Source organism: Acinetobacter sp. YH12076 (assembly GCF_013419525.1).
In the GTDB taxonomy this organism is placed as follows: domain Bacteria; phylum Pseudomonadota; class Gammaproteobacteria; order Pseudomonadales; family Moraxellaceae; genus Acinetobacter; species Acinetobacter amyesii.
Genome location: NZ_VOZY01000001.1, coordinates 96770 through 120731 on the forward strand (window position 1 = coordinate 96770; position 23962 = coordinate 120731).

21 protein-coding genes and 1 tRNA gene are annotated in these 23962 nt (G+C 40.4%); 12 read left to right on the plus strand and 10 right to left on the minus strand.

All coding sequences use genetic code 11. The features are described 5' to 3' along the window. Positions 1–24 precede the first annotated feature (24 nt). Positions 25–1311 (minus strand): MFS transporter, encoded by a 1287-nt coding sequence (locus FTU22_RS00380; RefSeq protein WP_180092252.1) that lies wholly within the window; start codon positions 1309–1311, stop codon positions 25–27. Between the two features lie 168 nt (positions 1312–1479). Between FTU22_RS00380 and FTU22_RS00385 the strand changes: the two genes are divergently transcribed. The 5 genes from FTU22_RS00385 (at position 1480) to putP (ending at position 6252) form a co-directional block, all read left to right on the plus strand. Beyond that, positions 1480–2115 (plus strand): 1-acyl-sn-glycerol-3-phosphate acyltransferase, encoded by a 636-nt coding sequence (locus FTU22_RS00385; protein ID WP_180092254.1) that lies wholly within the window; start codon positions 1480–1482, stop codon positions 2113–2115. Positions 2116–2176: 61 nt separating this feature from the next. Further along, on the plus strand, positions 2177–3100 hold the full coding sequence (locus FTU22_RS00390; RefSeq protein WP_180092258.1) for a patatin-like phospholipase family protein: 924 nt from the start codon (positions 2177–2179) through the stop codon (positions 3098–3100). A 99-nt stretch (positions 3101–3199) separates the two neighbouring features. Continuing rightward, positions 3200–3679, plus strand: coding sequence for an NfeD family protein (locus FTU22_RS00395; protein ID WP_078189968.1), 480 nt, complete (start codon positions 3200–3202; stop codon positions 3677–3679). A 16-nt stretch (positions 3680–3695) separates the two neighbouring features. Continuing rightward, positions 3696–4550 carry an SPFH domain-containing protein gene (locus tag FTU22_RS00400; RefSeq protein WP_078189969.1) on the plus strand — a complete coding sequence of 285 codons (855 nt, stop codon included), beginning with the start codon at positions 3696–3698 and terminating at the stop codon, positions 4548–4550. Between the two features lie 211 nt (positions 4551–4761). Next, complete coding sequence (gene putP / locus FTU22_RS00405) at positions 4762–6252, plus strand: sodium/proline symporter PutP (RefSeq protein ID WP_078193047.1); 1491 nt, start codon at positions 4762–4764, stop codon at positions 6250–6252. A gap of 197 nt (positions 6253–6449) precedes the next feature. Here putP and FTU22_RS00410 read toward each other — a convergent pair whose 3' ends face one another. From FTU22_RS00410 to prpF, 3 genes are all read right to left on the minus strand, one after another. Further along, a complete protein-coding gene (locus FTU22_RS00410; protein ID WP_180004317.1) occupies positions 6450–7358 on the minus strand; it encodes a polyprenyl synthetase family protein in 909 nt (302 codons plus the stop codon). Positions 7359–7488: 130 nt separating this feature from the next. After that, on the minus strand, positions 7489–8466 hold the full coding sequence (locus FTU22_RS00415) for a GGDEF domain-containing protein (RefSeq protein ID WP_180092261.1): 978 nt from the start codon (positions 8464–8466) through the stop codon (positions 7489–7491). Positions 8467–8673: 207 nt separating this feature from the next. After that, positions 8674–9864, minus strand: a complete 1191-nt coding sequence (prpF, locus tag FTU22_RS00420) for a 2-methylaconitate cis-trans isomerase PrpF (RefSeq protein WP_180035516.1) — start codon at positions 9862–9864, stop codon at positions 8674–8676. Between the two features lie 330 nt (positions 9865–10194). Between prpF and FTU22_RS00425 the strand changes: the two genes are divergently transcribed. The 5 genes from FTU22_RS00425 to FTU22_RS00445 all read left to right on the plus strand — a co-directional run bounded on the left by FTU22_RS00425 (position 10195) and on the right by FTU22_RS00445 (position 16759). Beyond that, a complete protein-coding gene (locus tag FTU22_RS00425) occupies positions 10195–11583 on the plus strand; it encodes an amino acid permease (protein ID WP_180092264.1) in 1389 nt (462 codons plus the stop codon). 73 nt (positions 11584–11656) lie between these two features. Continuing rightward, positions 11657–11729 (plus strand) — tRNA-Arg (locus tag FTU22_RS00430). 556 nt (positions 11730–12285) lie between these two features. Beyond that, complete coding sequence (locus tag FTU22_RS00435; protein ID WP_180092267.1) at positions 12286–13545, plus strand: OmpP1/FadL family transporter; 1260 nt, start codon at positions 12286–12288, stop codon at positions 13543–13545. Positions 13546–13849: 304 nt separating this feature from the next. Beyond that, the gene (locus tag FTU22_RS00440; RefSeq protein ID WP_180092270.1) at positions 13850–15022 is read left to right on the plus strand and encodes an OmpP1/FadL family transporter; all 1173 of its coding nucleotides are present in this window, start codon (positions 13850–13852) and stop codon (positions 15020–15022) included. A gap of 360 nt (positions 15023–15382) precedes the next feature. Continuing rightward, positions 15383–16759, plus strand: a complete 1377-nt coding sequence (locus FTU22_RS00445) for an OmpP1/FadL family transporter (protein WP_180024054.1) — start codon at positions 15383–15385, stop codon at positions 16757–16759. A gap of 73 nt (positions 16760–16832) precedes the next feature. On the opposite strand, the gene thrH is transcribed toward FTU22_RS00445, so the two are convergent. Further along, the gene (gene thrH / locus FTU22_RS00450; protein ID WP_180077308.1) at positions 16833–17450 is read right to left on the minus strand and encodes a bifunctional phosphoserine phosphatase/homoserine phosphotransferase ThrH; all 618 of its coding nucleotides are present in this window, start codon (positions 17448–17450) and stop codon (positions 16833–16835) included. Between the two features lie 199 nt (positions 17451–17649). On the opposite strand from thrH, the gene FTU22_RS00455 reads away from it, so the two are divergent. Together FTU22_RS00455 and FTU22_RS00460 are read left to right on the plus strand one after the other, a co-directional pair. After that, positions 17650–18384: a phosphoadenylyl-sulfate reductase gene (locus FTU22_RS00455; RefSeq protein WP_168379034.1), complete on the plus strand. Its 735-nt coding sequence runs from the start codon at positions 17650–17652 to the stop codon at positions 18382–18384. Between the two features lie 166 nt (positions 18385–18550). Next, positions 18551–19930: a wax ester/triacylglycerol synthase family O-acyltransferase gene (locus tag FTU22_RS00460; RefSeq protein WP_180035511.1), complete on the plus strand. Its 1380-nt coding sequence runs from the start codon at positions 18551–18553 to the stop codon at positions 19928–19930. Between the two features lie 313 nt (positions 19931–20243). On the opposite strand, the gene FTU22_RS00465 is transcribed toward FTU22_RS00460, so the two are convergent. From FTU22_RS00465 to mreC, 5 genes are all read right to left on the minus strand, one after another. Beyond that, entirely contained in the window at positions 20244–20417 is a 174-nt protein-coding gene (locus FTU22_RS00465) for a PA1571 family protein (RefSeq protein ID WP_180092273.1), read from the minus strand. 142 nt (positions 20418–20559) lie between these two features. Further along, the gene (gene rng, locus FTU22_RS00470; protein WP_180035510.1) at positions 20560–22014 is read right to left on the minus strand and encodes a ribonuclease G; all 1455 of its coding nucleotides are present in this window, start codon (positions 22012–22014) and stop codon (positions 20560–20562) included. Between the two features lie 42 nt (positions 22015–22056). Next, positions 22057–22623, minus strand: coding sequence for a Maf-like protein (locus FTU22_RS00475; protein ID WP_180092276.1), 567 nt, complete (start codon positions 22621–22623; stop codon positions 22057–22059). Next, positions 22611–23102, minus strand: a complete 492-nt coding sequence (gene mreD, locus FTU22_RS00480; protein WP_168379038.1) for a rod shape-determining protein MreD — start codon at positions 23100–23102, stop codon at positions 22611–22613. Before mreD ends, FTU22_RS00475 begins: the two co-directional genes overlap by 13 nt. Beyond that, complete coding sequence (gene mreC / locus FTU22_RS00485; protein WP_078189984.1) at positions 23089–23946, minus strand: rod shape-determining protein MreC; 858 nt, start codon at positions 23944–23946, stop codon at positions 23089–23091. Before mreC ends, mreD begins: the two co-directional genes overlap by 14 nt. Positions 23947–23962 lie beyond the last annotated feature (16 nt).

The window sequence follows — 23962 nt, forward strand, 5'->3', positions numbered from 1 at the left end:
ATAAAAAACAACCAAAATCATGATTTAGAAGTGATTTTGGTCATTTTTTGATGCTTTTCCCCAAAATAGAATCGGGACTAAGCTCAATGCAGCCAAACCTGTGATCCAAAATAAATAAGTGCTATAACCCAACTGATCGGCCACTATGCCACTGATGCTATACAGCCCCCCACTCACCGTAGCCATAATGGCAACCTGAAATGTAAAGTCCGTTGCTGCAAATGCTTTACGACTATATTGCATCACCAAAGTTAGCATGATCACGAGCAGCATGGCTGAAATCATGTCTTCGGCAGCATTGATCCCATAGATCAGCCATTCATGGACGGGCCGTTTTGCCTCGAACTGCAAAGCCAGCCATGCATAGGCCAATAAACTGAATATTTTCAATACCGAATAGAAAACCAAGGCCTGCGCCCGAAAAATATACTTCAAGCTAAGACCTGCAAGCCCCGCCCCAATTAAAGCAGCCACTGCACCTAGCATGGTGACATATAGACCGATTTGACTAAAACTCAATCCCAAATCAACCATCAGCGGCCTAAGTAAGGGTCCTGCTAGACCATCTGCAAGCTTAAAACTCAATAAGATCATCAGCCACAGTGTGAGGGTTTTAGTTTGGGTAAAATACTTCAAATACTGGCGAATGGCGTAGAACAAGCCTGAAGTATGCTTATGGTTGTTATCATGCTCTTGAGAGGATTTTATGTTGAGTGGCGGCTTTAAAGGTTCTCGATACATAAAAATAGGAATGGTATTGATGAACACCAATGCCGCTAAAAACAGAAATGTAGCTTGCCAATCCAACCAATCCAAGGCCCAAAGCACAGCACCACCACCGACAATAAAGCCGAGTCTGGAACCAATCACCTGAAAGGTATTGCCCCAGTGCTGTTGGTCAGTTTTTAAAATATTGACAGCCAAGCCATCGGTTGCGACATCTTGAGTTGCACCGACCAAATTCATACTGAGTAAAGCCACAAAAAACAGCAGCAAATACATTGGTTCATTCAAGCTTTGGATCGGCAAAAAAGACAGGAAGACCAAGACCACCACGGACAACAACTGCATTGGAATAATCCAACTCCGATAGTGCCCTTTGGACCTTGAACCATGCCGATCAATCCACGGAGCCCAAAAAACTTTGATCGACCATGGCAGCATGAGTAATCCAAAGCCACCAATATGTGCCAAAGACACACCTTGCGCTCTTAAAATCACTGGTAAAGCATGCGTCATAAAACCGACAGGTAACCCTTGCGCCCAATATAAGGAAAACAGTAAAAGATAGAGCTGACGAAGCTGGATCATAAGTTCCTAAATGTTGAATGCGCTGAAGTTACATTTAGAGTAGTCAAAATACGGCTATTTTGCCAATGATCTAAAAAAATCATCGACCTAAGATAAGGTCAATGCTGATACCGTACTTTTAAATGTGCATCACATCAAAAATGGATTTCACTTATATAAGAATATGCAATGAATCAAAAGACTCAATTATTTCCAGTTTTGCCCGATCAAGTTCCATCACGCGGTTCCATCCTGAGCCGAACAATTTTTAAAAAACTTTTTTTGGCACAAGGATGGAAATTTGACGGCGAATTTCCCAACCTTGCCAAAGCTGTAGCGATCATTTCTCCGCATACTTCTAATATAGATGCATGGCACGGCTTTCTCGCCTTGCTTGGAATCGGGATAAAAATAACCATTTTTGGCAAAAACACCCTTTTTGATACCCCCTTAAAACCACTTTTGGATTGGGTCGGCGTGATCCCAGTGCAGCGTGAAAACCCACATGGGCTTACGCGTGAAATTGCTGAGATTGTCCAAGCGACAGATCAAATTTGGATTGGAATGGCACCTGAGGGAACACGAAAAAAAGCCGATAAAATCCGTAGTGGTTTTTACTATATTGCCTATGAAGCACAGATACCTATTGTGATGTTTAGCTTTGATTATGCAAAGAAAACCATTCATTGCTTGGGTGTTTTTGAACCGAGTGGAGATTTTGAAACTGATCTTGAAAAAATTTTGAAGATTTATGATGGCAAATTTTCCCCGAAAAATCCCGAATGGTTGGCATTGCCGTTACAAAAGCACTGGAAAAAGCCCTAGTCAAATGGCTATTTTTTTGATGTGATGTGCACTTTGTATATTTAACCATCAGATTTCACCCATGAAACTTTTGCAATACCTGATTCCTAGCCTCTTTGTATTGGCACTCACTGGCTGTGATTCTGCAACCAAAACACCTGCGACCACGACACCTACACCTGCCAAAGCACGTGAACCGGTGATCGCGATTGCGCTCGGTGGCGGCGGTGCCAAAGGTTTTGCACATATTGGTGTGCTTAAAGTACTCGATTCACATGGTATTAAACCTAAGATTGTGACTGGGACCAGTGCGGGTAGTTTTGTTGGCAGCTTGTACGCCAGCGGTAAAACGCCTTATCAAATGCAGCAATTGGCCCTGAACTTTAAAGAGTCTGATATTCGTGACTTAACCTTAAATAGCCAAGGCATTATTCAAGGGCAAAAATTGCAAGACTTTGTTAATAAAAACGTCGGCAATAAATCAATTGAACAGTTTCCAAAACGCTTTGCTGCTGTAGCCACCCGTTTGGATAATGGCAGTAAAACTGAATTTAACCGTGGTAATGCAGGCCAAGCGGTACGTGCATCGTGCAGCATTCCAAATGTATTTGTACCTGCAACCATTGCAGGGGTGAAATATGTCGATGGTGGCTTAGTCAGCCCGATTCCGGTGAAAACGGCACGTGATATGGGTGCAGATATCGTGATTGCGGTTGATATTTCTGCGCGTCCTGACGGTAGCAAAGCCGTAAGCATGTTTGGTTTACTCGATCAAACCATTAACATCATGGGACAACAAAGTATTAATGAAGAACTGAAAAATGCTAATTTCGTGATTCAACCTAAAGTGGGACATATCGGCACACTCGATTTGAAGTCGAGCAATGCGACGATTTTAGAAGGTGAAAAAGCCGCACAGCTCAAAGTGAATAGCATTATTAAGGCGATCGATAACTTTAAACAGTCCCCTGCGGCCTTTAAACCAGCACCAAAAGCGAAAATATAATTCAACGATTTTTTTTATATTCATTGAGTTATACATCTGCTACATTGATATAGATACTGGTTCATCTATATCAATTCACCCTTATATAAGAGTAGATGTATGGAATTTATTTTAGAACCTTGGCACTGGTTTGTATTGGGCGTCGCTTTGATGCTTTTTGAACTAATTTTGCCGTCTTTTGCTGCGCTATGGTTTGGCGTTTCTGCAATTTTGGTTGGGATCTTATATTGGATCTTTCCATCCATGGACTTTAATGTCCAAATTGTGGTTTGGATTATTTTTGCCGTGCTTTGCACATTTTTGTGGTTCAAATTTATTAAGCCTTTATCAATTGATAAAACCAAAGCAGGTCTGTCGCGTGAAGCGACGATTGGCCAAGTGGGTATGGTGATTCAAACCCAGCTCAATCATGGCAGCGTTAAAGTTCGCTTCCCGATGCCTGTTTTAGGTTCAGACGAATGGCATTGCCGTACCCAAGATGCACTTCAAGTCGGTGATCGTGTTCGCGTGACCGATATTTTAGGCAATGATTTAGTCGTCCAACTGCACAGCAGCAACCACCCCACTGACAATCCATAAATAAGTGAGAAATGACATGTCTGGTGTTTCTATTGTTTTTTTAGCGCTCTTAGTTTTTGTAGCCGTCACCATTTTTAAAGGTGTCCGTATTGTTCCCCAAGGTTATAAATGGATTGTTCAGCGTTTAGGTAAATACCATACCACGCTCAATCCGGGACTGAACTTTGTGATTCCGTATGTCGATGAAGTGGCTTATAAAGTCACAACCAAAGATATCGTGTTAGATATTCCCTCTCAGGAAGTGATCACACGTGACAATGCGGTACTGCTGATGAATGCTGTGGCTTATATCAACTTAACCACGCCTGAAAAAGCAGTTTATGGTATTGAAAACTACACATGGGCGATTCAAAACTTAGTTCAAACCTCTTTGCGGTCTATTGTTGGTGAAATGGACCTCGATGATGCACTGTCATCGCGTGATCATATTAAGGCTAAACTCAAAGCTGCTATTTCTGATGATATCTCTGACTGGGGTATTACACTTAAAACTGTAGAAATTCAAGATATTAAACCTTCTCATACCATGCAAGCTGCGATGGAAGAGCAAGCGGCCGCTGAACGTCAACGTCGTGCAACTGTGACCAAGGCAGACGGTGAAAAACAAGCGGCTATTTTAGAAGCTGATGGTCGTTTAGAAGCCTCTCGTCGGGATGCAGAAGCTCAAGTGGTACTGGCAGAATCTTCACAGCGTGCAATTGAAATGGTGAGTTCAGCCGTCGGCGATAAAGAAATTCCAGTTGCGTACTTACTGGGTGAACAATACGTCAAAGCCATGCAAGATATGGCTAAATCTAATAATGCCAAAACTGTGGTATTACCTGCGGATGTACTGAATACGATTCGTGGTGTGATGGGACGTAATAACTAAATCTCCGCATTAATTAAAATGGGTCGTGATCTACGGCCCATTTTTATGCCCAAAACAAAAAAGAAGGCAAAGTTTGTCAATTTATGTTTAAATTTCACGTTATTTTTTTGACGTTTTAGGACTTATCGTTCGATTTCACCTACTTGGTTTAGGCAAATCCCATTGAGTCCCCTAATTAAACGCAATTGTCCAACGCCAAAGCGGATACCGTATGAGCTCCCTGAATCCCACCCTAATTACCTTTCTCTTTTATATTGTCGCCATGGTCGTGATCGGTTTACTTGCATACCGTGCGACCAGTAACTTTTCTGACTACATTTTAGGTGGCCGCCGATTAGGGAGCTTTGTCACTGCCCTTTCTGCAGGTGCATCGGATATGAGTGGTTGGTTGCTCATGGGTCTTCCGGGTGCGATTTACCTTTCGGGTTTATCTGAAATGTGGATTGCAATTGGTCTGATCATCGGTGCTTGGCTCAATTGGCTACTTGTTGCAGGTCGTCTCCGGGTACATACCGAAGTTCAAAATAATGCCTTGACCCTACCTGACTATTTCTCAAATCGTTTTAACGATCAAAAGAAAATCTTACGTATCGTGTCTGCTGTGATTATTTTGATTTTCTTCGCAATTTACTGTGCTTCAGGCATGGTTGCTGGCGCTCGATTATTTGAAAGTATGTTTGGTATGTCGTATAGCACTGCGCTTTGGATCAGTGCCATTGCAACGGTGAGCTATGTGTTTATTGGTGGCTTCCTTGCTGTCAGTTGGACCGATACCATTCAAGCGGGCTTTATGATTTTTGCCTTGCTACTTACCCCTATCGTGGTCATGTTGTCATTCTCTGATTTAAGCCAGTTCACTCTGGCACTAGAAGCAGCACGCCCTCAAGCGATGAATGTATTTGCTGACTTAAGTTTTGTCGCAATCATGTCTTTATTGGCATGGGGCTTAGGCTATTTTGGTCAACCGCATATCTTAGTCCGCTTCATGGCAGCTGATTCTGTTAAATCGATTCCCAATGCACGCCGTATTGGTATGACATGGATGACGCTCTGCCTCGGTGGCGCAGTTGCAGCAGGCTTCTTCGGTATTGCTTATTTCCAACAGCATCCAGAACTGGCAGGTGTCGTTACAGCAAACCCTGAAACGGTCTTTATGGAATTGACTAAAATTCTATTTAACCCATGGGTTGCAGGTATCGTATTGGCTGCGATTTTAGCTGCGATCATGAGTACCCTCAGCTGTCAGCTTTTAGTCTGCTCAAGTACATTAACTGAAGACTTTTATAAATCATTCTTACGTAAAAATGCTTCACAAAAAGAATTGGTTTGGGTCGGCCGTATTATGGTGTTAATGATTGCGTTGCTTGCGATCTATATGGCGGGTAATCCTGACTCTAAAGTCCTTGGTCTCGTAGCATATGCATGGGCAGGCTTTGGTGCTGCATTTGGCCCACTGATTATCATGTCATTGTTCTGGAAACGTATGACACTCAATGGTGCTTTAGCCGGTATGGTGGTTGGTGCAGTCATGGTCATTCTATGGAAAAACCTCTGGGGCGATACAGGCGTTTATGAAATTATACCGGGCTTCATCTGCTCACTCATTGCAATCATCATTGTGAGCTTAATGGGCAAAGCGCCATCTGCTGAAGTCACTGAAAAATTTGAAGAAGCAGATCGTATCTATAAAGAAAGTATTTAAGATCAATAGCACTTAAATTTAATTTCTAAGTTTTAATATCTGCAAAAAAGGACGCCTAGCGTCCTTTTTTGTTTTTTATCATGTCATCCATTTAGCTATTCCGTATATGGTTTATTGACTTCTGTTCCAAATGTACTTGATTTAAAAAAGCCCACAACATGTTACATGTGTGGGCTGAGGTCTTTTACTGCGTCATATTAACTTTGACGTTTTAATAAAAACTGCGTGATCTTGTGTAATTCTGCCGCATCTTCTGCAAAATAATCCAAAGCTTGAAGCGCTTGTGCATGTAATTCTTCTGCATAAGCTTGCGCTTGATCGAGACCCATCAACGCAGGATATGTGGATTTATCCACTTGTTGATCTTTACCCGCTGTTTTACCCAATGCTTCAGTGTCAGCAATAATATCTAAAATATCATCTTGCACCTGAAAGGCTAAACCAATCGCTAGACCAAACTCGCGGAGTTTAGGAATAGCTTGGTCTGTACCATTAAATATCGTCACTGCCGCCATCATGATTGCAGCAGAAATTAAAGCACCTGTTTTATTTCGATGAATGTTTTCTAGTTCATCCTGACTGACATGCTTGCCTTCCGCTTGTAAGTCTAGAACTTGTCCATTAACCATTTTTGAAGTTGCAGTCGCTAAAATTTGCATTTGCTTCAAAATAATCGGTGCTTCAACGGCTGGGCCTTGATCAAAAAGACGGCTGCCTAAAACTTCAAAAGCCATCGATTGTAAAATATCGCCAGCAAGTAAAGCCGTATCTTCACCAAAAGCCACATGACAAGTTGGTTGACCACGACGAAGTAAATCATTGTCCATACACGGCAAATCATCGTGTGCCAATGAATAGCAATGAATAAATTCAATCGCCACCGCAGCACGGCGTACGGCTGCAAAATTGGTATTGGGTTTTAATGCTGCTGTTGCATAACAAAGTGCCGGTCGAACGCGTTTTCCACCCAACATCACAGCATGATACACCGCCCCTTTTAAGGGTTCTGGAATTGAAAATGCATCAAGCGCTGTCAGTAAATCCTGCTGAATACGCTGCTGCGCTTCTGTCAGGGCATGTGTGGAAACGTCTGTTAAAGAAGACACATTCACCTCAAATACTTTAAATATTTAACTGCTTCGTTCATTAGCAAATCGACTGCCAATGTTTTCTGTCAATTTTGACCTGTTGCATCATACTGCTTTCTCAAATCTTTCTCTATGTTACGGCCTAAATCTATGTATTTTTCCCACAGTCTGATGGTTTTTTAAATGTCGTTTCCTCAAATAGCGCCACATTTTGTCCATCATTAAAACAGGTACAATTTTTCGAGCCTTTTTTGGCTTGATACAAAGCCTGATCGGCACGTGCCAATGTTTCAAAAAATGACTCTGTTCCATCCCACAAGGCCACTCCGCATGAGATACTCAGTTGTAAAGCTTTATCTGCATAATTCATCGAAGAAGCATAGATTTGCTCACAACATTGTTGTGCAATCGAACATGCAGTCGATATAGCCGTGCGTGGCAAAATCATTGCAAACTCTTCCCCACCCATGCGATATATTTGTGCATCTGCGAGTTGACTAATTTTCCCCCTTAAAAGCTGCGCACTTTTTCTTAAAACCTCATCGCCAAACGCATGGCCGTAGATATCATTGATCTGCTTAAAATTGTCTAAGTCGAGCATCATCAAACAAATTTCATCGGCTTGTTCAACCGCGAAGCTTTTTTGCCACTGAGAAAGGTCTAAATCAAAACCTCGTCGATTTTTTATCCCTGTCAGATAATCAAAATAAACTTGTTGTTCGAGTTGTTGGTTATGTTTCAACAGCGATAATTCGAATTGCTTTAAATTCGTTATGTCCGCACAGCACAACAACACATGTTCCAAATCGCCACTTTGTTGAAACTTTGGTTTGAGCGTAAACCAATAATGCCGTTCATTTTCACTATACATAAAGGGTTCAATGCTATCGTTCTCTAAACAGCGTAAATCAAACTCAGAACTTGTGGCTTTGGTTTTTTGCTGCATCACAGACACGTGATTTAATACGATCTCTTGTAAGTCTGACTGAAATCGATGTTTAAATATTTGATTGGCGCATATCAGCTCAGCTGTCGCAGAAAATAACGCAGCAGGCATTGGCAACGCTTCTAATACAGCCAATTGTTCAGTAGGTAGGTCCGATTTTATTAAGTCTTTTTTAAGCATGGTTTCGCTACTTTTTTTCAGGGTAAAGCTACGCAAAATGCTAACAAAATTAATCTGACATAAATCACAGAAACTTTCTAATATTAAATGCAGTTCATATTATATAAAAATATATACCAATTCATGATTTGCTTATTCATATAAAAGATAAAGGCAAAAAAAAGCCCCTGCAAAGCAGAGGCTGATTTCAAATGAGATGTTAAATGCTTAATCTAAACTATCCGCAGGAATACGCACCCAGCCTTCCATTAAGACACGCGCACTTCGGCTCATCACGGCTTTTTTAACGACCCACTGCCCATTTTCATAAATTGCTTGCGCACCTACACGTAGCGTCCCAGATGGATGTCCAAAACGCACAGCTTCTCGCTCCCCACCACCCGCGGCTAAGTTCACAAGCGTCCCCGGTATCGCCGCAGCTGTACCAATGGCAACTGCCGCTGTGCCCATCATGGCATGATGCAGTTTCCCCATTGATAAGGCGCGAACCAATAAGTCCGTATCTTGTTCTGAAATATGTTTAGAACTCGAAGATGTATAGGCTTTCGGCTTTGAAACAAATGCAATCTTTGGGGTATGTTGACGCTGTTCTGCTTCAGCAATATCTGAAATCAAACCCATTTGCTGCGCACCATAAGCACGGATTTTTTCAAAACGGGCCAATGCCTTGGCATCACCATTGATCGCATCTTGCAGTTCAGTGCCGACATAACCAATATCTTCTGCATTTAAGAAAATGGTTGGAATGCCTGCATTAATAAATGTTGCAGGGAAACTGCCTTCATCGGGTACGGTTAAGGTATCGACCAAATTCCCTGTAGGGAACATAGCGCCGCCATCTTCACCATCATCTGCGGGGTCTAAAAATTCAATTTGAACTTCGGCTGCTGGGAAGGTTACACCATCTAGTTCAAAATCACCGGTTTCTTGTACTGCACCATCAGTAATAGGTACATGCGCAATAATGGTTTTTTGAATATTGGCTTGCCAAATACGAACCGTACACAAACCATTCTCAGGAATACGTGATGCCTCAACCAAACCATTTGAAATGGCAAATGCACCAACCGCTGCCGTTAAGTTTCCGCAGTTACCACTCCAGTCGACAAATGCTTTATCAATCGACACTTGTCCAAATAGATAGTCTACATCATGCTCAGGCTGTGAACTTTTTGCCAAAATCACGGTTTTACTGGTACTTGAAGTCGCTCCCCCCATCCCATCAATTTGTTTGCCATAAGGATCTGGACTGCCAATCACACGCAATAAAAGTTGGTCGCGAACTTTTCCAGCTTGTTGTGCCGCAAGCGGCAAATCATCTAGCTTGAAAAATACACCTTTACTAGTACCACCACGCATATAAGTCGCTGGAATCTTAATTTGGGGAGCAAAACTCATTTTTATTGAATCCTTAATCTTTATCATTGTGTTTTGGCAGAGCGTTCTTTTCTGCGCTTTTGCATCATACAATGTTTAATTGAAGTTTTAACAATCACATGACTTAAGTATAAAAAAACAACATTCGATACCTTTTCCATATAAAGCCAAGCATCAGAATTTCAATTAAAATAAAATTAATCTATTGATTCATAAATTTTTAATTTAGCATTTAAAACGAAAAATAGGTTATTAAACCTATAAATATTTTTCATCAATTTTGAGCTACTAGGCTATTCATTCTCTATACATTACAATTACCAAAATTAAACCATTCTCGGGAAGAGTAACTTGACTACCAATTCCTCCGAACTCAAGCGTGGCTTAAAGAATCGTCATATTCAATTGATTGCCATGGGTGGTGCAATTGGTACAGGCTTATTCTTGGGCTCAGCGCATGTGATTCAATCTGCTGGACCATCCATTATTCTCGGCTACGCCATTGGCGGTCTGATCGCCTTTCTAATTATGCGTCAGTTGGGTGAAATGATCGTCCATGAACCTGTAGCGGGTTCATTTAGCCATTTTGCATATAAATATTGGGGGAAATTTCCAGGTTTCTTAACAGGTTGGAACTACTGGATTCTCTATATTTTAGTGGCAATGACAGAACTCACCGCTGTTGCGAAATACATCAACTACTGGTGGCCTCATATTCCAGCGTGGGCATCTGTACTATTCTTCTTCGTGATCATTACTTTAGTAAACTTAGGTAATGTGAAGTTTTATGGTGAATCAGAGTTTTGGCTGTCGATTATTAAAGTCACTGCGGTTATTTCGATGATCGTATTTGGTTTGTATTTGCTACTGACGGCAGATGCCAACTCAACAGCATCATTTACCAACTTATGGAGTCAGGGCGGTTTCTTCCCAAATGGTTTTGAAGGCTTATTCTTCATGCTGGCTTTCTTGATGTTCGCCTTCGGTGGTATTGAACTGATCGGTATGGCGGCGGCCGAAGCTGAAAATCCCAAAGAAACTATTCCTAAAGCGATTAACCAAGTTGTATTTCGTATTTTGATTTTCTACGTGGGTTCTTTGACTATTCTATTGTCACTTGTGCCATGGAATCAGCTTGAACTAGGTGGTCTAGACAAAAGTCCATTTGTGATGATCTTTAGCCAACTGGGTATTGATTGGGCTGCACATTTACTTAACTTCATTATTTTAACTGCAGCACTGTCTGTTTATAACAGCGGTATGTATGCCAATAGCCGTATGCTTTACAGCTTGGCAAAACAAGGTAATGCCCCAAAAGTTTTCGCAAAAACCAACAAAAGTGGCGTGCCAATTCCAGCAGTATTACTTTCTGCACTACTGATTTTCGGTTGTGTACTCTTAAACTACTTCGTACCTGAAGATGCGCTTGGTCACTTAATGTATGTGGTTGTTGGTGTGCTTGTTCTGAACTGGGCGATGATTACCATGACTCACTTACAGTTCCGTCGTGCAAAACGTATTTTGAATTTTACAACATCATATCCCGCACTTTGGGCACCAGTCAGCAACTACATCGTTCTGATCTTTATTGCTTTAGTTCTATTTATTATGTGGACTCAGGGCTTTATGGAATCAGTTCTGATGATCCCTGTTTGGATTACAGTCATGTTATTAATGTTTAACTATCTTAATCCTAAAGATTTGAGCGACATTGATCCCAATGAAGTTCATAAAGACTAAGTAATTTAAAAAGTTATTGTTTCGGCAATAACTTTTTTTTTAGCTAAAATAGGAGTACATTAGCCTCCGTCTTGCGCTCTTAGCTTAACCGGATAGAGCAGTTGCCTCCTAAGCGACCGACGTGGGTTCGAGTCCCGCAGAGCGCACAATTTTTTAGACACCTCACCTCTCTGATTTGTTCAACTCACATTTATCAATAAAACTAAATTCAGAATTCTTAAATCCAATTTTTACATTTCAAATTCAAAATTCATCTCTGATTTTTTTAACTTAATCTTTGTTTTTACTGATATTACTCTTGAGAGTTTGTTTTTAAGAAGAATTGAATAGCACCTTTAGATTCCCTAACCATCTATTTGTCAATGCAAAAAACGACACATGGCGTGGTCTATAAGGCCAAAAAAATCAATTTATGACTGCCCATATCAAAATATTTTCAATTATTTTTAGGTTTAGAAAATAATGCAGTAACTAAAAATATTAAATAATAATCAAAATGTTATATGTATTAATTAGTACATTTACTCTAAATAGTTCGTTTTTCAATCATATTTTTTAATCTAGAGCATTTACTCTTATTTTAATTGTGCTATTTTTGTCACATGGAGTAACAATTAAGCCCAAGAGTATTAAAAAGTTTTCCATAACGAATATATGCAGTAACCATAAAAATCAAATTCGTATCTCAAGGAATGACGAAGAATGAAATTAAAAACTTTAGCTACAGCCATGATTCTTGCTTCAGTTCCAATGACAGGTGCTTTTGCAGCAGCACTAGATCGTTCAGGGCAATCTATTTCTGCATTTTTACAACCAGGGAACTATTTTGAAGCAGGTATTTCAGTTTTAGATCCGAATGTTTCTGGGAAGATGAACAGCACTGCTCCTGCAAGCAATCCAACATTAGGAGCTCTTGCTAATACATCACTAGATGACATGGCGGGTGATTACTATTTTCCACAAGCAGCATTAAAATTACAACTTACTGATAATTTTTCTTTTGGTTTACTATATGATCAACCTTTTGGTGCAGAAGCTAAATATAGTGCCACAGATAAAACATTGCCAGTCGCAGGTAACCCAGGCGCATTCCAACTAATGGGCGAAACGACTGAAGTCGAAGTTAACACCCAAAATATCTCGATGATCTTAGGTTTTCAGCCAATTGAAAATTTTAACATTTACGGCGGCGGTGTTTATCAAACAGTAAAAGGCGATGTTCAACTACGTGGTATTGCATATGGCGCAAACCAAGCTCTCGGTTTATATAATGCAAATATGAAAGAAGATAGTGCCGTTGGTTGGTTGGCAGGATTAGCTTACCAAATCCCAGAAATTGCTTTAAAAGCATCTATTACTTACCGTTCTGAGATTGATCACGAAGCTGCAACCACTGAAACTGGAAGCAGTGCTCTACTAGGCGGTGCTTTTTCAACGCGTGCTGACACTAAGATCACCACACCGCAGTCTGTTAACCTTGATTTTCAAACTGGTATCATGGCCGACACTGTCGCATTTGCAAATGTACGTTGGGTAGATTGGTCAAATTTTGCAATTCGCCCAACCGCTTTTGGTAAAGCATCTGAAACATTAGGTGCCCTTGGTCGTGGTCCTGTTGGTGGATTTGACCTTGTTGCTTATTCTGACGATCAAATCAATGCTACAGTTGGTATAGGTCGTAAATTGAGTGAACAATGGGCTGGTAACGTTTCTGTAGGTTGGGATTCTGGTGCAGGCAACCCTGTATCAACACTTGGTCCTACTGAAGGCTACTGGAACGTTGGCTTAGGTTTACAATTCAGCCCAGCGCCTAACTACTTTATAGCAGGTGGTGTTAAATACTTCATGTTAGGTGATGCTGAAGCACAACCTGCATCAATGTTTGGTACAAATGAATCAGTAGCATCATTTGAAGATAACGATGCATGGGCTTACGGTCTAAAAATCGGTTACCGCTTCTAATTCTCGGTATTAGTAGATTGGAAATATATCCAATCTACTATTGTAAAAATAATTTAATTCAAATGTTCATAGATTGAGCATTTGAATTTCTTAAGTTCAAAGATAAACATTAAGTTAAATACTCTATTTTTTTATTTATAAATCATAAACATAAATAACACCTTCTAGAATAATTACTCTAGCATTGCTTATTTTTTAACTTATACAGTTCATTTTTAGAGTAGCAACTCTTATTTACTGTTTTTCTATTTATGTTACTTTCCACACATTGAAATAACATCAAAAGTTACAAACAGGGAAAAGTATGCGCTTAAATCACCTTAGCTACGCAATTTTACTTACCGCTTTACCAACAGCATCATTATTTGCAGCGGGTCTAGATCGTTCAGGTCAGTCTATTTCAGCATTCTTACAACCTGGTAACTACGCAGAAGCTGGCATTTCTATTTTAGACCCAAAAGTAGAAGGTCAAGATTTACTGAAAAATAAAGTTGATGACATGGGTGAAGACTACTACTTCCCTTCAGCAGCAATTAAAGTACAAGCGACTGATAAAATTTCTTTAGGTTTGATCTATGATCAACCGTATGGTGCAGATGCAGCATACGACAGCAATTCATTTTTCTTCGGTTCAAACGGCACGGGTACAAGTGTTGAAGTTGATACACAAAACCTAACAGCGTTAATTGGTTACCAACCAACAGAGAACTGGAACTTCTATGCAGGTCCAGTATGGCAAACTGTTGAAGCAGATATCAAACTCCGTGGTTTAGCTTACCAAGGCCTTTCTGGTTATAACATCAAGATTGCTGAAGAAGAAGCATATGGTTGGTTAGCAGGTTTCGCCTACTCTATTCCAGAAATTGCTTTAAAAGCTTCTGTAACGTATCGTTCAGAAATCAAGCACAAAGCAACTGGTGAAGAAACTTATACGCTTTCATCTCCTATGACTGTTGCTCCTGGTGTTACTCTACCTACAGGTACTACGATCGGTTTAGCTGACGCTCGTGTTGATGCAATTACACCGCAATCTGTAAACGTAGATTTACAAACTGGTATTGCTGCAAACACTTTAGCTTTTGCTAACCTTCGTTGGGTTCATTGGGATCAATTTGCAGTAACACCACAAGCATTATTCCAACGTTCAGGCGGCAACAATTTAATTGATTATTCTGACGATCAGTACTCAATCACTACAGGTATTTCTCGTAAGTTCAATGATAAATGGGCGGGTACTGCAGCTGTGGGTTATGACTCTGGTGCAGGTAACCCTGTAACAACACTTGGCCCAACTGAAGGCTACTGGAGTGTTGGTTTAGGCGGTCAATACAGCCCTGCTGAGAACTATTTCATTCAAGCTGGTGTGAAATACTTCTGGTTAGGAGATGCGAAAGCGCAAACTGGCGGTACAGTTGTTGGCGAATTCAAAGACAATACTGCGCTTGGTTATGGCATGAAAATTGGCTATCGCTTCTAAGAATTAAAAAACTAAAAGCTCCTATATGGGGCTTTTTTTATTTTTGCATGTGACCCATTTCACACAATACATTTAGAATTTTATACAAGTTGCTTATTTTTCAAACAATTGATTTTATATCAATAATTTAATGGATATTTATTTTATATATTTAATAACAATAGTTTATCTAAAAATTATTAAAGTATTTATTCTAATTATTTAAAATCAACAGCTTTTTTTTACCCTAAGTTCAAATTTAGAGTCTTTACTCTTTTTTTTATTATGCTATTTTTTGGTGCAAGATATGATTAAAAAAATTACATATCTTTAAATTTTATTAACGCATTGACGCGTTTTTTATACTAGGAAAGTAGAAAAATGAACTTAAAAGCATTAACAAGTGCCATTTTATTTGCCAGCGTACCAATGACAGGGGCTTTTGCAGCAGCAATGGATCGCTCTGGGCAGTCAATTTCTGCATTTTTACAACCGGGTAATTATTTTGAAGCAGGGATTTCAGTTTTAGATGCCGATGTTTCTGGCAAATTAAAAGATAATTATACAGTTACAGGTGGTGGTGCAAATACAGCAAAATCAATTCAAGGTACTGAACTTGGTGATATGGCAGAGAGCTATCATTTCTACAATGCTGCATTAAAAGTACAAATGACAGATAATGTTTCATTTGGATTAATTTACGACCAGCCTTTTGGTGCTAAAGCAAAATATTCAACAAATGATAAACGCCAAACCGATAGTGTTTCACTCAAAACCAATGAAGTTGGCGCATTTACTGTCGGAGATGAAGCAACATCCGTTGATGTAAATACACAAAATTTATCATTTATTTTTGGATACCAACCAAATGAAAATTGGAATATTTATGCAGGTCCAGTTTATCAGACAGTTAAAGGTGATGTGACTTTACGTGGTTCTGCTTATGGTCCATTTGGAGGAGTTAACTGTCCGATTAGCGCTTGCAGTTTGAATTCCACAATTCAAGGTACTAAAGATAAATTTAATGGTTATGAAGCTCGTATAGCAGAAGATTCTTCTGTTGGTTGGCTTGCTGGCTTTGCTTTTCAAATACCGGAAATTGCACTTAAAGCATCAGTTACTTACCGCTCGGAGATTGAGCATAGTGTAACTCCTGATGAAGTTATGCCAGCTAACTCCCTGATGGGCGGCTTAGGTGGTATTAAACCTATGGTAGATGGTTATGAATTTAAAGAGGGTAAAACTGATGTAACCACACCACAGTCTGTAAATTTAGATTTTCAAACGGGGATTATGGCCAATACAGTAGCATTTGCTCAATTGCGTTGGGTAGATTGGTCGGAATTTAAAATACGCCCAAATAAATTTGGTCAATTAGCATCTGCTCTAACAAACAAAGTAATTGGTGACCCACGTGGCTTTGATTTAGTTGCCTACGAGAAGGATCAAATTTCGGCGAATGTGGGTGTCGGACGTAAGTTTAATGAACAATGGGCTGGCACAGTCATGGTTGGTTGGGACTCTGGGGCTGGCAACCCTGTATCGACTCTTGGCCCAACAGAAGGTTATTGGAGCCTCGGTTTAGGTGGACAATTTAGTCCAACACCACAAACATTTGTACAAGCCGGTGTTAAGTACTTCTGGCTAGGTGATGCAAAATCACAAGTTGCAAGTCATTTCGGTACAGATGAATATGCTGCAAACTTTGAAGATAACGATGCAATTGGTTATAGCTTGAAAATTGGTTACCGTTTCTAAGTTGCTTTAAAAACTTTGGATTAAACAAGAAAGGGCGCTATAAGCGCCCTTTTCTATAATTTGCTATTCAGAATTAAGCTGGAATATCACGAACTGAAGCATTACGAATCGCTTCTTTTAGTGCATCATAGCCATGAATTGGTGGGAACTGTGGAAATTCAGCAATCACATTGTCAGGCGCATCAAATAAGAAACCCGCATCCGCCTCACCAAGCATCGTCGTATCGTTATAAGAATCACCTGCTGCAATCACACGGAAGTTTAACCCATGCAATGCTTGAACGGCTTTACGCTTTTGATCAGGTTGACGAAGCTTATAAGCTGAGATCATACCATTTTCATCAGTTTCTAACTTGTGACAGAAAATCGTTGGCCAACCAAGTTGTTGCATTAATGGATGTGCAAACTCATAGAAGGTATCTGAAAGAATAATCAATTGAAAATGAGTACGTACCCACTCTACAAACTCTTTTGCACCTTCAAATGGCCCCATATCTGCGATTACGTCTTGAATATCGTTTAAACCCAAACCGTGTTGTTTTAGGATATTTAAACGCTGAGTCATCAACACATCGTAATCTGGAATGTCACGAGTCGTTGCTTCAAGTTCTTTAATGCCTGTTTTTTTCGCAAAATTAATCCAAATTTCAGGTACTAAAACCCCTTCTAGATCTAAACAAACGACTTCCATGCACTCTACCCTCTGTTAAGTGAAAAAAATTTTCAATATCATAGCGGAAGAATAAAAAAATGCATTGTTCTTTTTTAAATCTATTTTTTTCATAAGTATCTATTTTTTAGTGATAAGTGTGTTTTAGCATTTCAATTAAAATAGTTCTGAAATAAATTAATATAGGTTTTAACGTTCCAAGCCTATAGCCAGGACATTCATGACTACCATCCCTACTATTGACCTTGTCGATGCACTTGCATCCGAATATGCAGATAAATCACCTTCTGAGATTATGAAACTTGCGCTAAGCCAGCAAGGTGAAGTTGCGATTTCCTTTTCTGGTGCAGAAGATGTTGTACTGATAGATCTTGCATCGAACTTAGGGATTCCATTTCGTGTATTTAGTTTAGATACCGGTCGCTTACACCCTGAAACTTACCAATTTTTAGATACTGTCCGTAAACATTATAAAATTGATATCGAAATCTGTTTCCCAGAAAGTGATGCGGTACAAAAACTAGTAACAGAAAAGGGCTTTTTTAGCTTCTATCAAGATGAACATAAAGAATGCTGTGGTATCCGCAAAGTACAACCTTTGCGTAAAAAACTAGCCACTTTAGATGGCTGGATCACTGGTCAACGTAAGGACCAAAGCCCAGGCACACGTAATGAAATTCCAGTAGTACAAGCTGACCCAGGTTTTTCAGGTCCGGGCAAGCAATTAATTAAATACAATCCTTTGGCAAACTGGTCTAGTGCTGATGTATGGAACTATATCCGTCTAATGGAAATTCCATATAATCCACTACACGAACGTGGCTTTATTTCGATAGGCTGTGAACCATGTACTCGACCTGTTTTACCGAATCAACACGAACGTGAAGGTCGCTGGTGGTGGGAAGATGCAACCCATAAAGAATGCGGCTTACACGCAGGCAATATGAAAAAATAAAGAGCACAAAACCACTGCACAGCAGTGGTTTTTTCAACGCATCGATACACACAATTCCGTATCATTTCAACGTAAAAACGCTATACTGCAAATGACAATTTAATAATTCTAACAATGCTACTCATACATGAGCAGCTGTAGAAATTGCAGTGAGGCAATCAACGCTATGCGTCCATTACATCCTATTGATTTCATATTCTTAAATTTAGAGAAACGGCAACAACCGATGCACGTAGGTGGCCTATTTTTATTTCAGATCCCTGACAATGCACCTGATACTTTTATTCAAGATTTAGTCGCAGATATTCGTAATTCAAAATCCATTCCTATTCCTCCTTTTAACAATAAACTCAACGGCTTCTTTTGGGATGAAGACGAAGAGTTTGATTTAGATCATCACTTCCGCCATATCGCACTGCCGCATCCCGGTCGTATCCGTGAACTTCTGACTTATATTTCACAAGAACACAGTGCGCTGATTGACCGTGCAAAACCGCTTTGGACTTGCCATATTATTGAAGGCATTGAAGGCAATCGTTTTGCCATGTACTTCAAAATCCACCACGCGATGGTCGATGGCATTGCAGGTATGCGTTTAGTTGAAAAATCACTTTCGCATGACCCAGATGCTAAAAGTATTGTACCGCCATGGTGTGTGGAAGGCCCTCGTGCAAAACGCCTCAAACAGCCTAAAGTCAGTCGTATGAAAAGTTTGTTATCAACCATTAAGGGACAACTTGACTCAACTCCACGAGTTTTGTATGAACTATCACAAACTGTAATGAAAGATATGGGGCGTAACCCAGATTATGTATCTAGCTTCCAAGCGCCGAGTTCAATATTAAACCAACGGGTCAGTTCTTCACGTCGTTTCGCTGCTCAGTCTTTTGAATTTTCACGTTTGTCACATATTGCCAAGTCACTTGGTGTAACAATTAACGATATTGTGCTCGCAATTTGTTCAGGTGCATTACGTGAGTATTTAATTACACAAAATGCTTTACCTAAAAAGCCATTGATTGCCATGGTGCCTGCATCTGTTCGTACCGATGATTCAGATATGTCTAACCGTATTACCATGATTTTGGCAAACCTAGGAACCCATAAAGAAGATCCGCTAGAACGCTTGAAGATTGTGCGTCGTAGTGTGCTCAATGCCAAAGAACGCTTTAAGCGGATGAACTCGAATCAAATTTTAAACTACAGTGCTTTCGTTTACAGCGCAGCAGGTTTAAATATTGCATCAGGCTTTATGCCAAAACGTCAGGCCTTTAACTTGGTGATTTCAAATGTTCCCGGCCCACAAGAGCCGTTATATTGGAATGGTGCACGTTTAGAAGCGCTCTACCCTGCGTCCATTGTTTTGGATGGTCAAGCGCTTAATATCACCATGACTAGCTATTTAGATAAGCTTGAAGTGGGTCTAACCGCATGTCGTAATGCGCTTCCCAAAATGCAAAATTTACTAACGCATTTGGAAGAAGAAATTCAACGATTTGAAGCTATTGTGAACCAAGATTCCCCAAAGTTACAGGCGGTTAGCTAACCGCCTGCTTCACAACTTAGTATCAGTTCATCAGCAGATTGAACCATCCAAAAAATTAAAAACCCGTCTAAATTAAACAATCTAGACGGTTTTTTAATTTCTGAACATTGAGTGATTTTTGGAGCAATTTATGTGTATAAGCTAAAATTTAGGTGAACAAATCCGTTGTTATTGTTTAATTACGACTTGTAGATATGCACTGATAATTAAGTTTATTTTCCATTCTTTATAAAATTTTAGCGCATTAATAAATTTAGAATCGCGCGTTAGCGCTTTAACCCTCTGGATTACATTATTATTTATATTTCAATATTTAAGCTTTAATTGCTCGGCACTGTTTAAGTAACTGATGACAAGCAGAGCGAATCATAGACGCTGTAATTTGAACTTCATTACCACGCTCATCCACGATATAACCTGAATGGATCGCTTTTGTTTCAACGACAGTTTTAAGACCACTTTTCATTACTGTTTTACTAACACCCATAATACACCTCTTTTTGCTAAGCCATTTTCAAGTTCATTACGGGAAAACGGCTTTGGCTATTTGATGTGTCTAGTATTCAAAATAACAGTTCAAAAGTAAAATCTCAGTTGTAACAAGTGTTTAACGATATTCTGTTACAATTTCAGCTCAGAATGATATCGTATTGCTCTTGCGTATATAAATTTTCTACTTGGAACTTGATCACACGACTAATAAAGTGCTCTAAATCAGCTACCGCAGGTGCTTCAGCAGTTAACAATCGGTCAATCACCGACGGATGTGCCACCACAGTGAAACCACTTTGTGATTCATAAGCACGTGCATATCTCAAGATTTCACGGAAAATTTCATAGCAAACTGTTTCAGCCGTTTTCACATAACCACGCCCCTGACAGGTCGGGCAAGAATCACAAAGCAGATGCTCCAGAGATTCACGGGTGCGTTTACGGGTCATTTCCACCAAACCCAGCTCAGATACTTGAGTGATCTTGGTTTTAGCATGATCGCGCTCAAGCATTTTCTCAAACTGGCTCATCACTTCTTCTCGATGATGTGCTTCTTGCATATCAATGAAGTCAATAATGATAATCCCGCCCAAATTACGTAGACGGAGCTGACGTGCAATAACTTGTGTGGCTTCCATATTGGTTTTAAACACAGTGTCTTCAAGCGAACGGCCACCAACATAGGAGCCAGTATTGACATCAATCGTGGTCATCGCTTCAGTTTGATCGATCATCAGATAGCCGCCAGACTTAAGTGCGACACGTGTCTGTAAGGCTTTCTGAATATCTTCTTCGACATTGTACAAGTCAAAAATTGGACGCTCACCCGGATAATGCAGTAAGCGATTTTGCATACTCGGTACAAATTCTTGGACAAACTCTTGCAATTTGCCATGTACTTCTCGTGAGTCGACCTGAATTTTAGACGTCTCTTCATTAGCCAAATCACGGATGACGCGTTGTGGTAAAGGCAGCTCTTCAAAAATCAGAGAAGGTACGACAATACTGCGTTGTTTACGTTGAATGTATTCCCACAGTTTTGCTAAATAAGCCATGTCCTGCGCAATTTCACATTCAGGAATACCTTCAGCAGCAGTACGAACAATGACTGAACCCGGTAAGTTGTGTTCCTTTTGAATGTGTTCAATCATGCTACGCAAGCGGTCACGCTCTTCTTCAGACTCAATGCGCTGTGAAACACCGGTATGACTGCCATATGGCATTAAAACGAGGTAACGGGAAGGAATTGAAAGATCAGTCGATAGTCGTGCACCTTTGGTACCCAACATATCTTTCATGACTTGTACGGTGAGTACTTGCCCCGGTTGTAACAGCTCAAAAACGTTCGGGGTCGGTTGATTGCGCTGCCAGACCATATCATTGATATGTAAAAAAGCCGTTCTCGACAATCCAATATCAATAAAAGCAGCCTGCATACCCGGAAGCACGCGAACAACTTTCCCTTTATAAATATTGCCCACTAACCCACGCTTCACGGTGCGTTCAACAAATAATTCATTGACCGTACCGTTTTGAATCAACGCCACACGACATTCCATCGGTGTGACGTTAATCAACAACTCGTCAGACATATCAAAACTCAAAACATTATAAAAATTCTTGTGTTGCAGCAGTTAATTTAATGCCTTAACTGTCTGTAATAACTGTACGGTTTCATGCAAAGGCAGCCCAACGACATTGCTGTAGCTCCCTTCAATACAAGGAATATAGCGCGCAGCAATTCCTTGAATGGCGTAGGCTCCCGCCTTGCCCATTGGTTCACCTGTTGCCCAGTAGCTTTCCATGTCAGCTAGACTCAGCGTTTGAAATTCAACCTGTGTACGCACTACTATACTGTATATTTGATCTTTTGTACTGACACAAACACCTGAAAACACATCATGTTTTCGTCCAGAGATCATTTCCCACATAGAAAAAGCATGTGCTTTCGACGCTGGTTTTCCTAAAATGTGCTCATCTACGCCTAAACTGGTATCGGCGGCAATAACGATAGCATTAGGGAATTGTTGTTGTACTGCGCAAGCTTTGGTACGTGCTAAACGCTCTACATAATCCGCTACAGGTTCTCCTTCCAACACTGACTCATCAATATCTGGACTGAAAATTTCAAATTCCAGACCTAATTGTTGCAGTAGTTCGCGTCGTCGAGGAGAACTCGAAGCTAAAATTATATGCGCCATTTTCTCAGGAAGTAATACATGATTGGCCAAATGAGTAAGCTAGTAACAATTGGCTGCCAATGGCGAGCAAATGAAAACTGTGCCCCACCCATCACTTGAACAATCCACACAAACAGTAAATGCGCGAAAATTGCCATTGCAGCAATAATCCATAAATTACCAAATGTGAGGATACGACGTTCACGGGTTAAAAAGCGTGTCACAAATGCAATGACCACAAAACTCAGTGCGTTCATGCCAAAAGGCGCATCAGTCAATAAGTCGGTAAAGAGACCTGTGGCAAATGCAAACCAAACACCGCACCATGTCGGCTGACAAAGTACCCAAAATAGCATGATCATCATCATGAATAATGGGCGCCAACCCGATAAGTCATAAGAAAGCGGATACACCATCAGCACGGATGCCAAAATGATGGAAAAAATAATCGGAAATAATGGGTCGCGCTCTGTATGACGACTAAGCTTAGCGAGTGACATGCGGTTGCTCCATCGCTAAAGAATCGGAAAATAGCACAACCACATGATGACCACCTGCCAATTGGGCAGCAGGATTGATATCAATTTGGGCAAATTCACCGCTATTGTGACGACTGACTTTCGACACTGTACCTACCAAATAACCTGCTGGGAAATGTGCTCCTAGCCCTGAGCTATAGACTTTTTCACCGACTTTGATATTCGCACTGGTTGGAACATATTCCATCTTAAGTCGACCTAAGTCACCTGTACCCGTAACGATTGCGCGCATACCGGTATGCTCCATACGCACGGATAAAGAGTGCTCTTTGTCTGAGAGCAACATGACACGGCTACTATGCGGGTAAACATTGATAATTTGCCCCATAATACCCTTGTCATCAAGTACAGTTTGTCCCACTTTAAGCTGACTGCTGGCTCCACGGTTAATCACAATAATATGACGTAAGGGATCAGCATCAGTACCAATGACTTCGGCAATCTCCATACGACCATCAATGATGAGTGGTGTATCGAGTAGTCCACGCAGTCGAGTATTTTCAGCAGAAAGTTCAGAAAGTTTCTGTAAACGGACTTGAGCCTGAATTAACTCTGCTTGCATCGCGGTATTTTCACGACGTAATTGAGCTTCAGACTTGGTTTGTTGATTCAGCCATTCTCGCGATAACACTGGATAGCTTGCTAGTGCATAAATTGGATTATATGCCGCATACAAGACGTCTCTGGCCGGTTGAATTACATGTGGCATGCGCCAATCAAAGAAAAGCACCACCAAGCATGTAATCACCGCAATGATAAATGAGCGAAAAGATGGCGGTTGTCTTGAAAACAGTTGCGTTTGCACCCGCCGAGTCCTTTTC

Coding starts and splice junctions, on each gene's coding strand:
- FTU22_RS00390 (WP_180092258.1), top strand. CDS start 2,177: ATGAAACTTTTGCAATACCTGATTCCTAGCCTCTTTGTATTGGCACTC.
- mreD (WP_168379038.1), bottom strand. CDS start 23,102: ATGTCACTCGCTAAGCTTAGTCGTCATACAGAGCGCGACCCATTATTT.
- FTU22_RS00395 (WP_078189968.1), top strand. CDS start 3,200: ATGGAATTTATTTTAGAACCTTGGCACTGGTTTGTATTGGGCGTCGCT.
- FTU22_RS00455 (WP_168379034.1), top strand. CDS start 17,650: ATGACTACCATCCCTACTATTGACCTTGTCGATGCACTTGCATCCGAA.
- FTU22_RS00380 (WP_180092252.1), bottom strand. CDS start 1,311: ATGATCCAGCTTCGTCAGCTCTATCTTTTACTGTTTTCCTTATATTGG.
- FTU22_RS00440 (WP_180092270.1), top strand. CDS start 13,850: ATGCGCTTAAATCACCTTAGCTACGCAATTTTACTTACCGCTTTACCA.
- FTU22_RS00385 (WP_180092254.1), top strand. CDS start 1,480: ATGAATCAAAAGACTCAATTATTTCCAGTTTTGCCCGATCAAGTTCCA.
- FTU22_RS00445 (WP_180024054.1), top strand. CDS start 15,383: ATGAACTTAAAAGCATTAACAAGTGCCATTTTATTTGCCAGCGTACCA.
- FTU22_RS00465 (WP_180092273.1), bottom strand. CDS start 20,417: ATGGGTGTTAGTAAAACAGTAATGAAAAGTGGTCTTAAAACTGTCGTT.
- rng (WP_180035510.1), bottom strand. CDS start 22,014: ATGTCTGACGAGTTGTTGATTAACGTCACACCGATGGAATGTCGTGTG.
- prpF (WP_180035516.1), bottom strand. CDS start 9,864: ATGAGTTTTGCTCCCCAAATTAAGATTCCAGCGACTTATATGCGTGGT.
- FTU22_RS00460 (WP_180035511.1), top strand. CDS start 18,551: ATGCGTCCATTACATCCTATTGATTTCATATTCTTAAATTTAGAGAAA.
- thrH (WP_180077308.1), bottom strand. CDS start 17,450: ATGGAAGTCGTTTGTTTAGATCTAGAAGGGGTTTTAGTACCTGAAATT.
- FTU22_RS00435 (WP_180092267.1), top strand. CDS start 12,286: ATGAAATTAAAAACTTTAGCTACAGCCATGATTCTTGCTTCAGTTCCA.
- FTU22_RS00415 (WP_180092261.1), bottom strand. CDS start 8,466: ATGCTTAAAAAAGACTTAATAAAATCGGACCTACCTACTGAACAATTG.
- FTU22_RS00475 (WP_180092276.1), bottom strand. CDS start 22,623: ATGGCGCATATAATTTTAGCTTCGAGTTCTCCTCGACGACGCGAACTA.
- putP (WP_078193047.1), top strand. CDS start 4,762: ATGAGCTCCCTGAATCCCACCCTAATTACCTTTCTCTTTTATATTGTC.
- FTU22_RS00400 (WP_078189969.1), top strand. CDS start 3,696: ATGTCTGGTGTTTCTATTGTTTTTTTAGCGCTCTTAGTTTTTGTAGCC.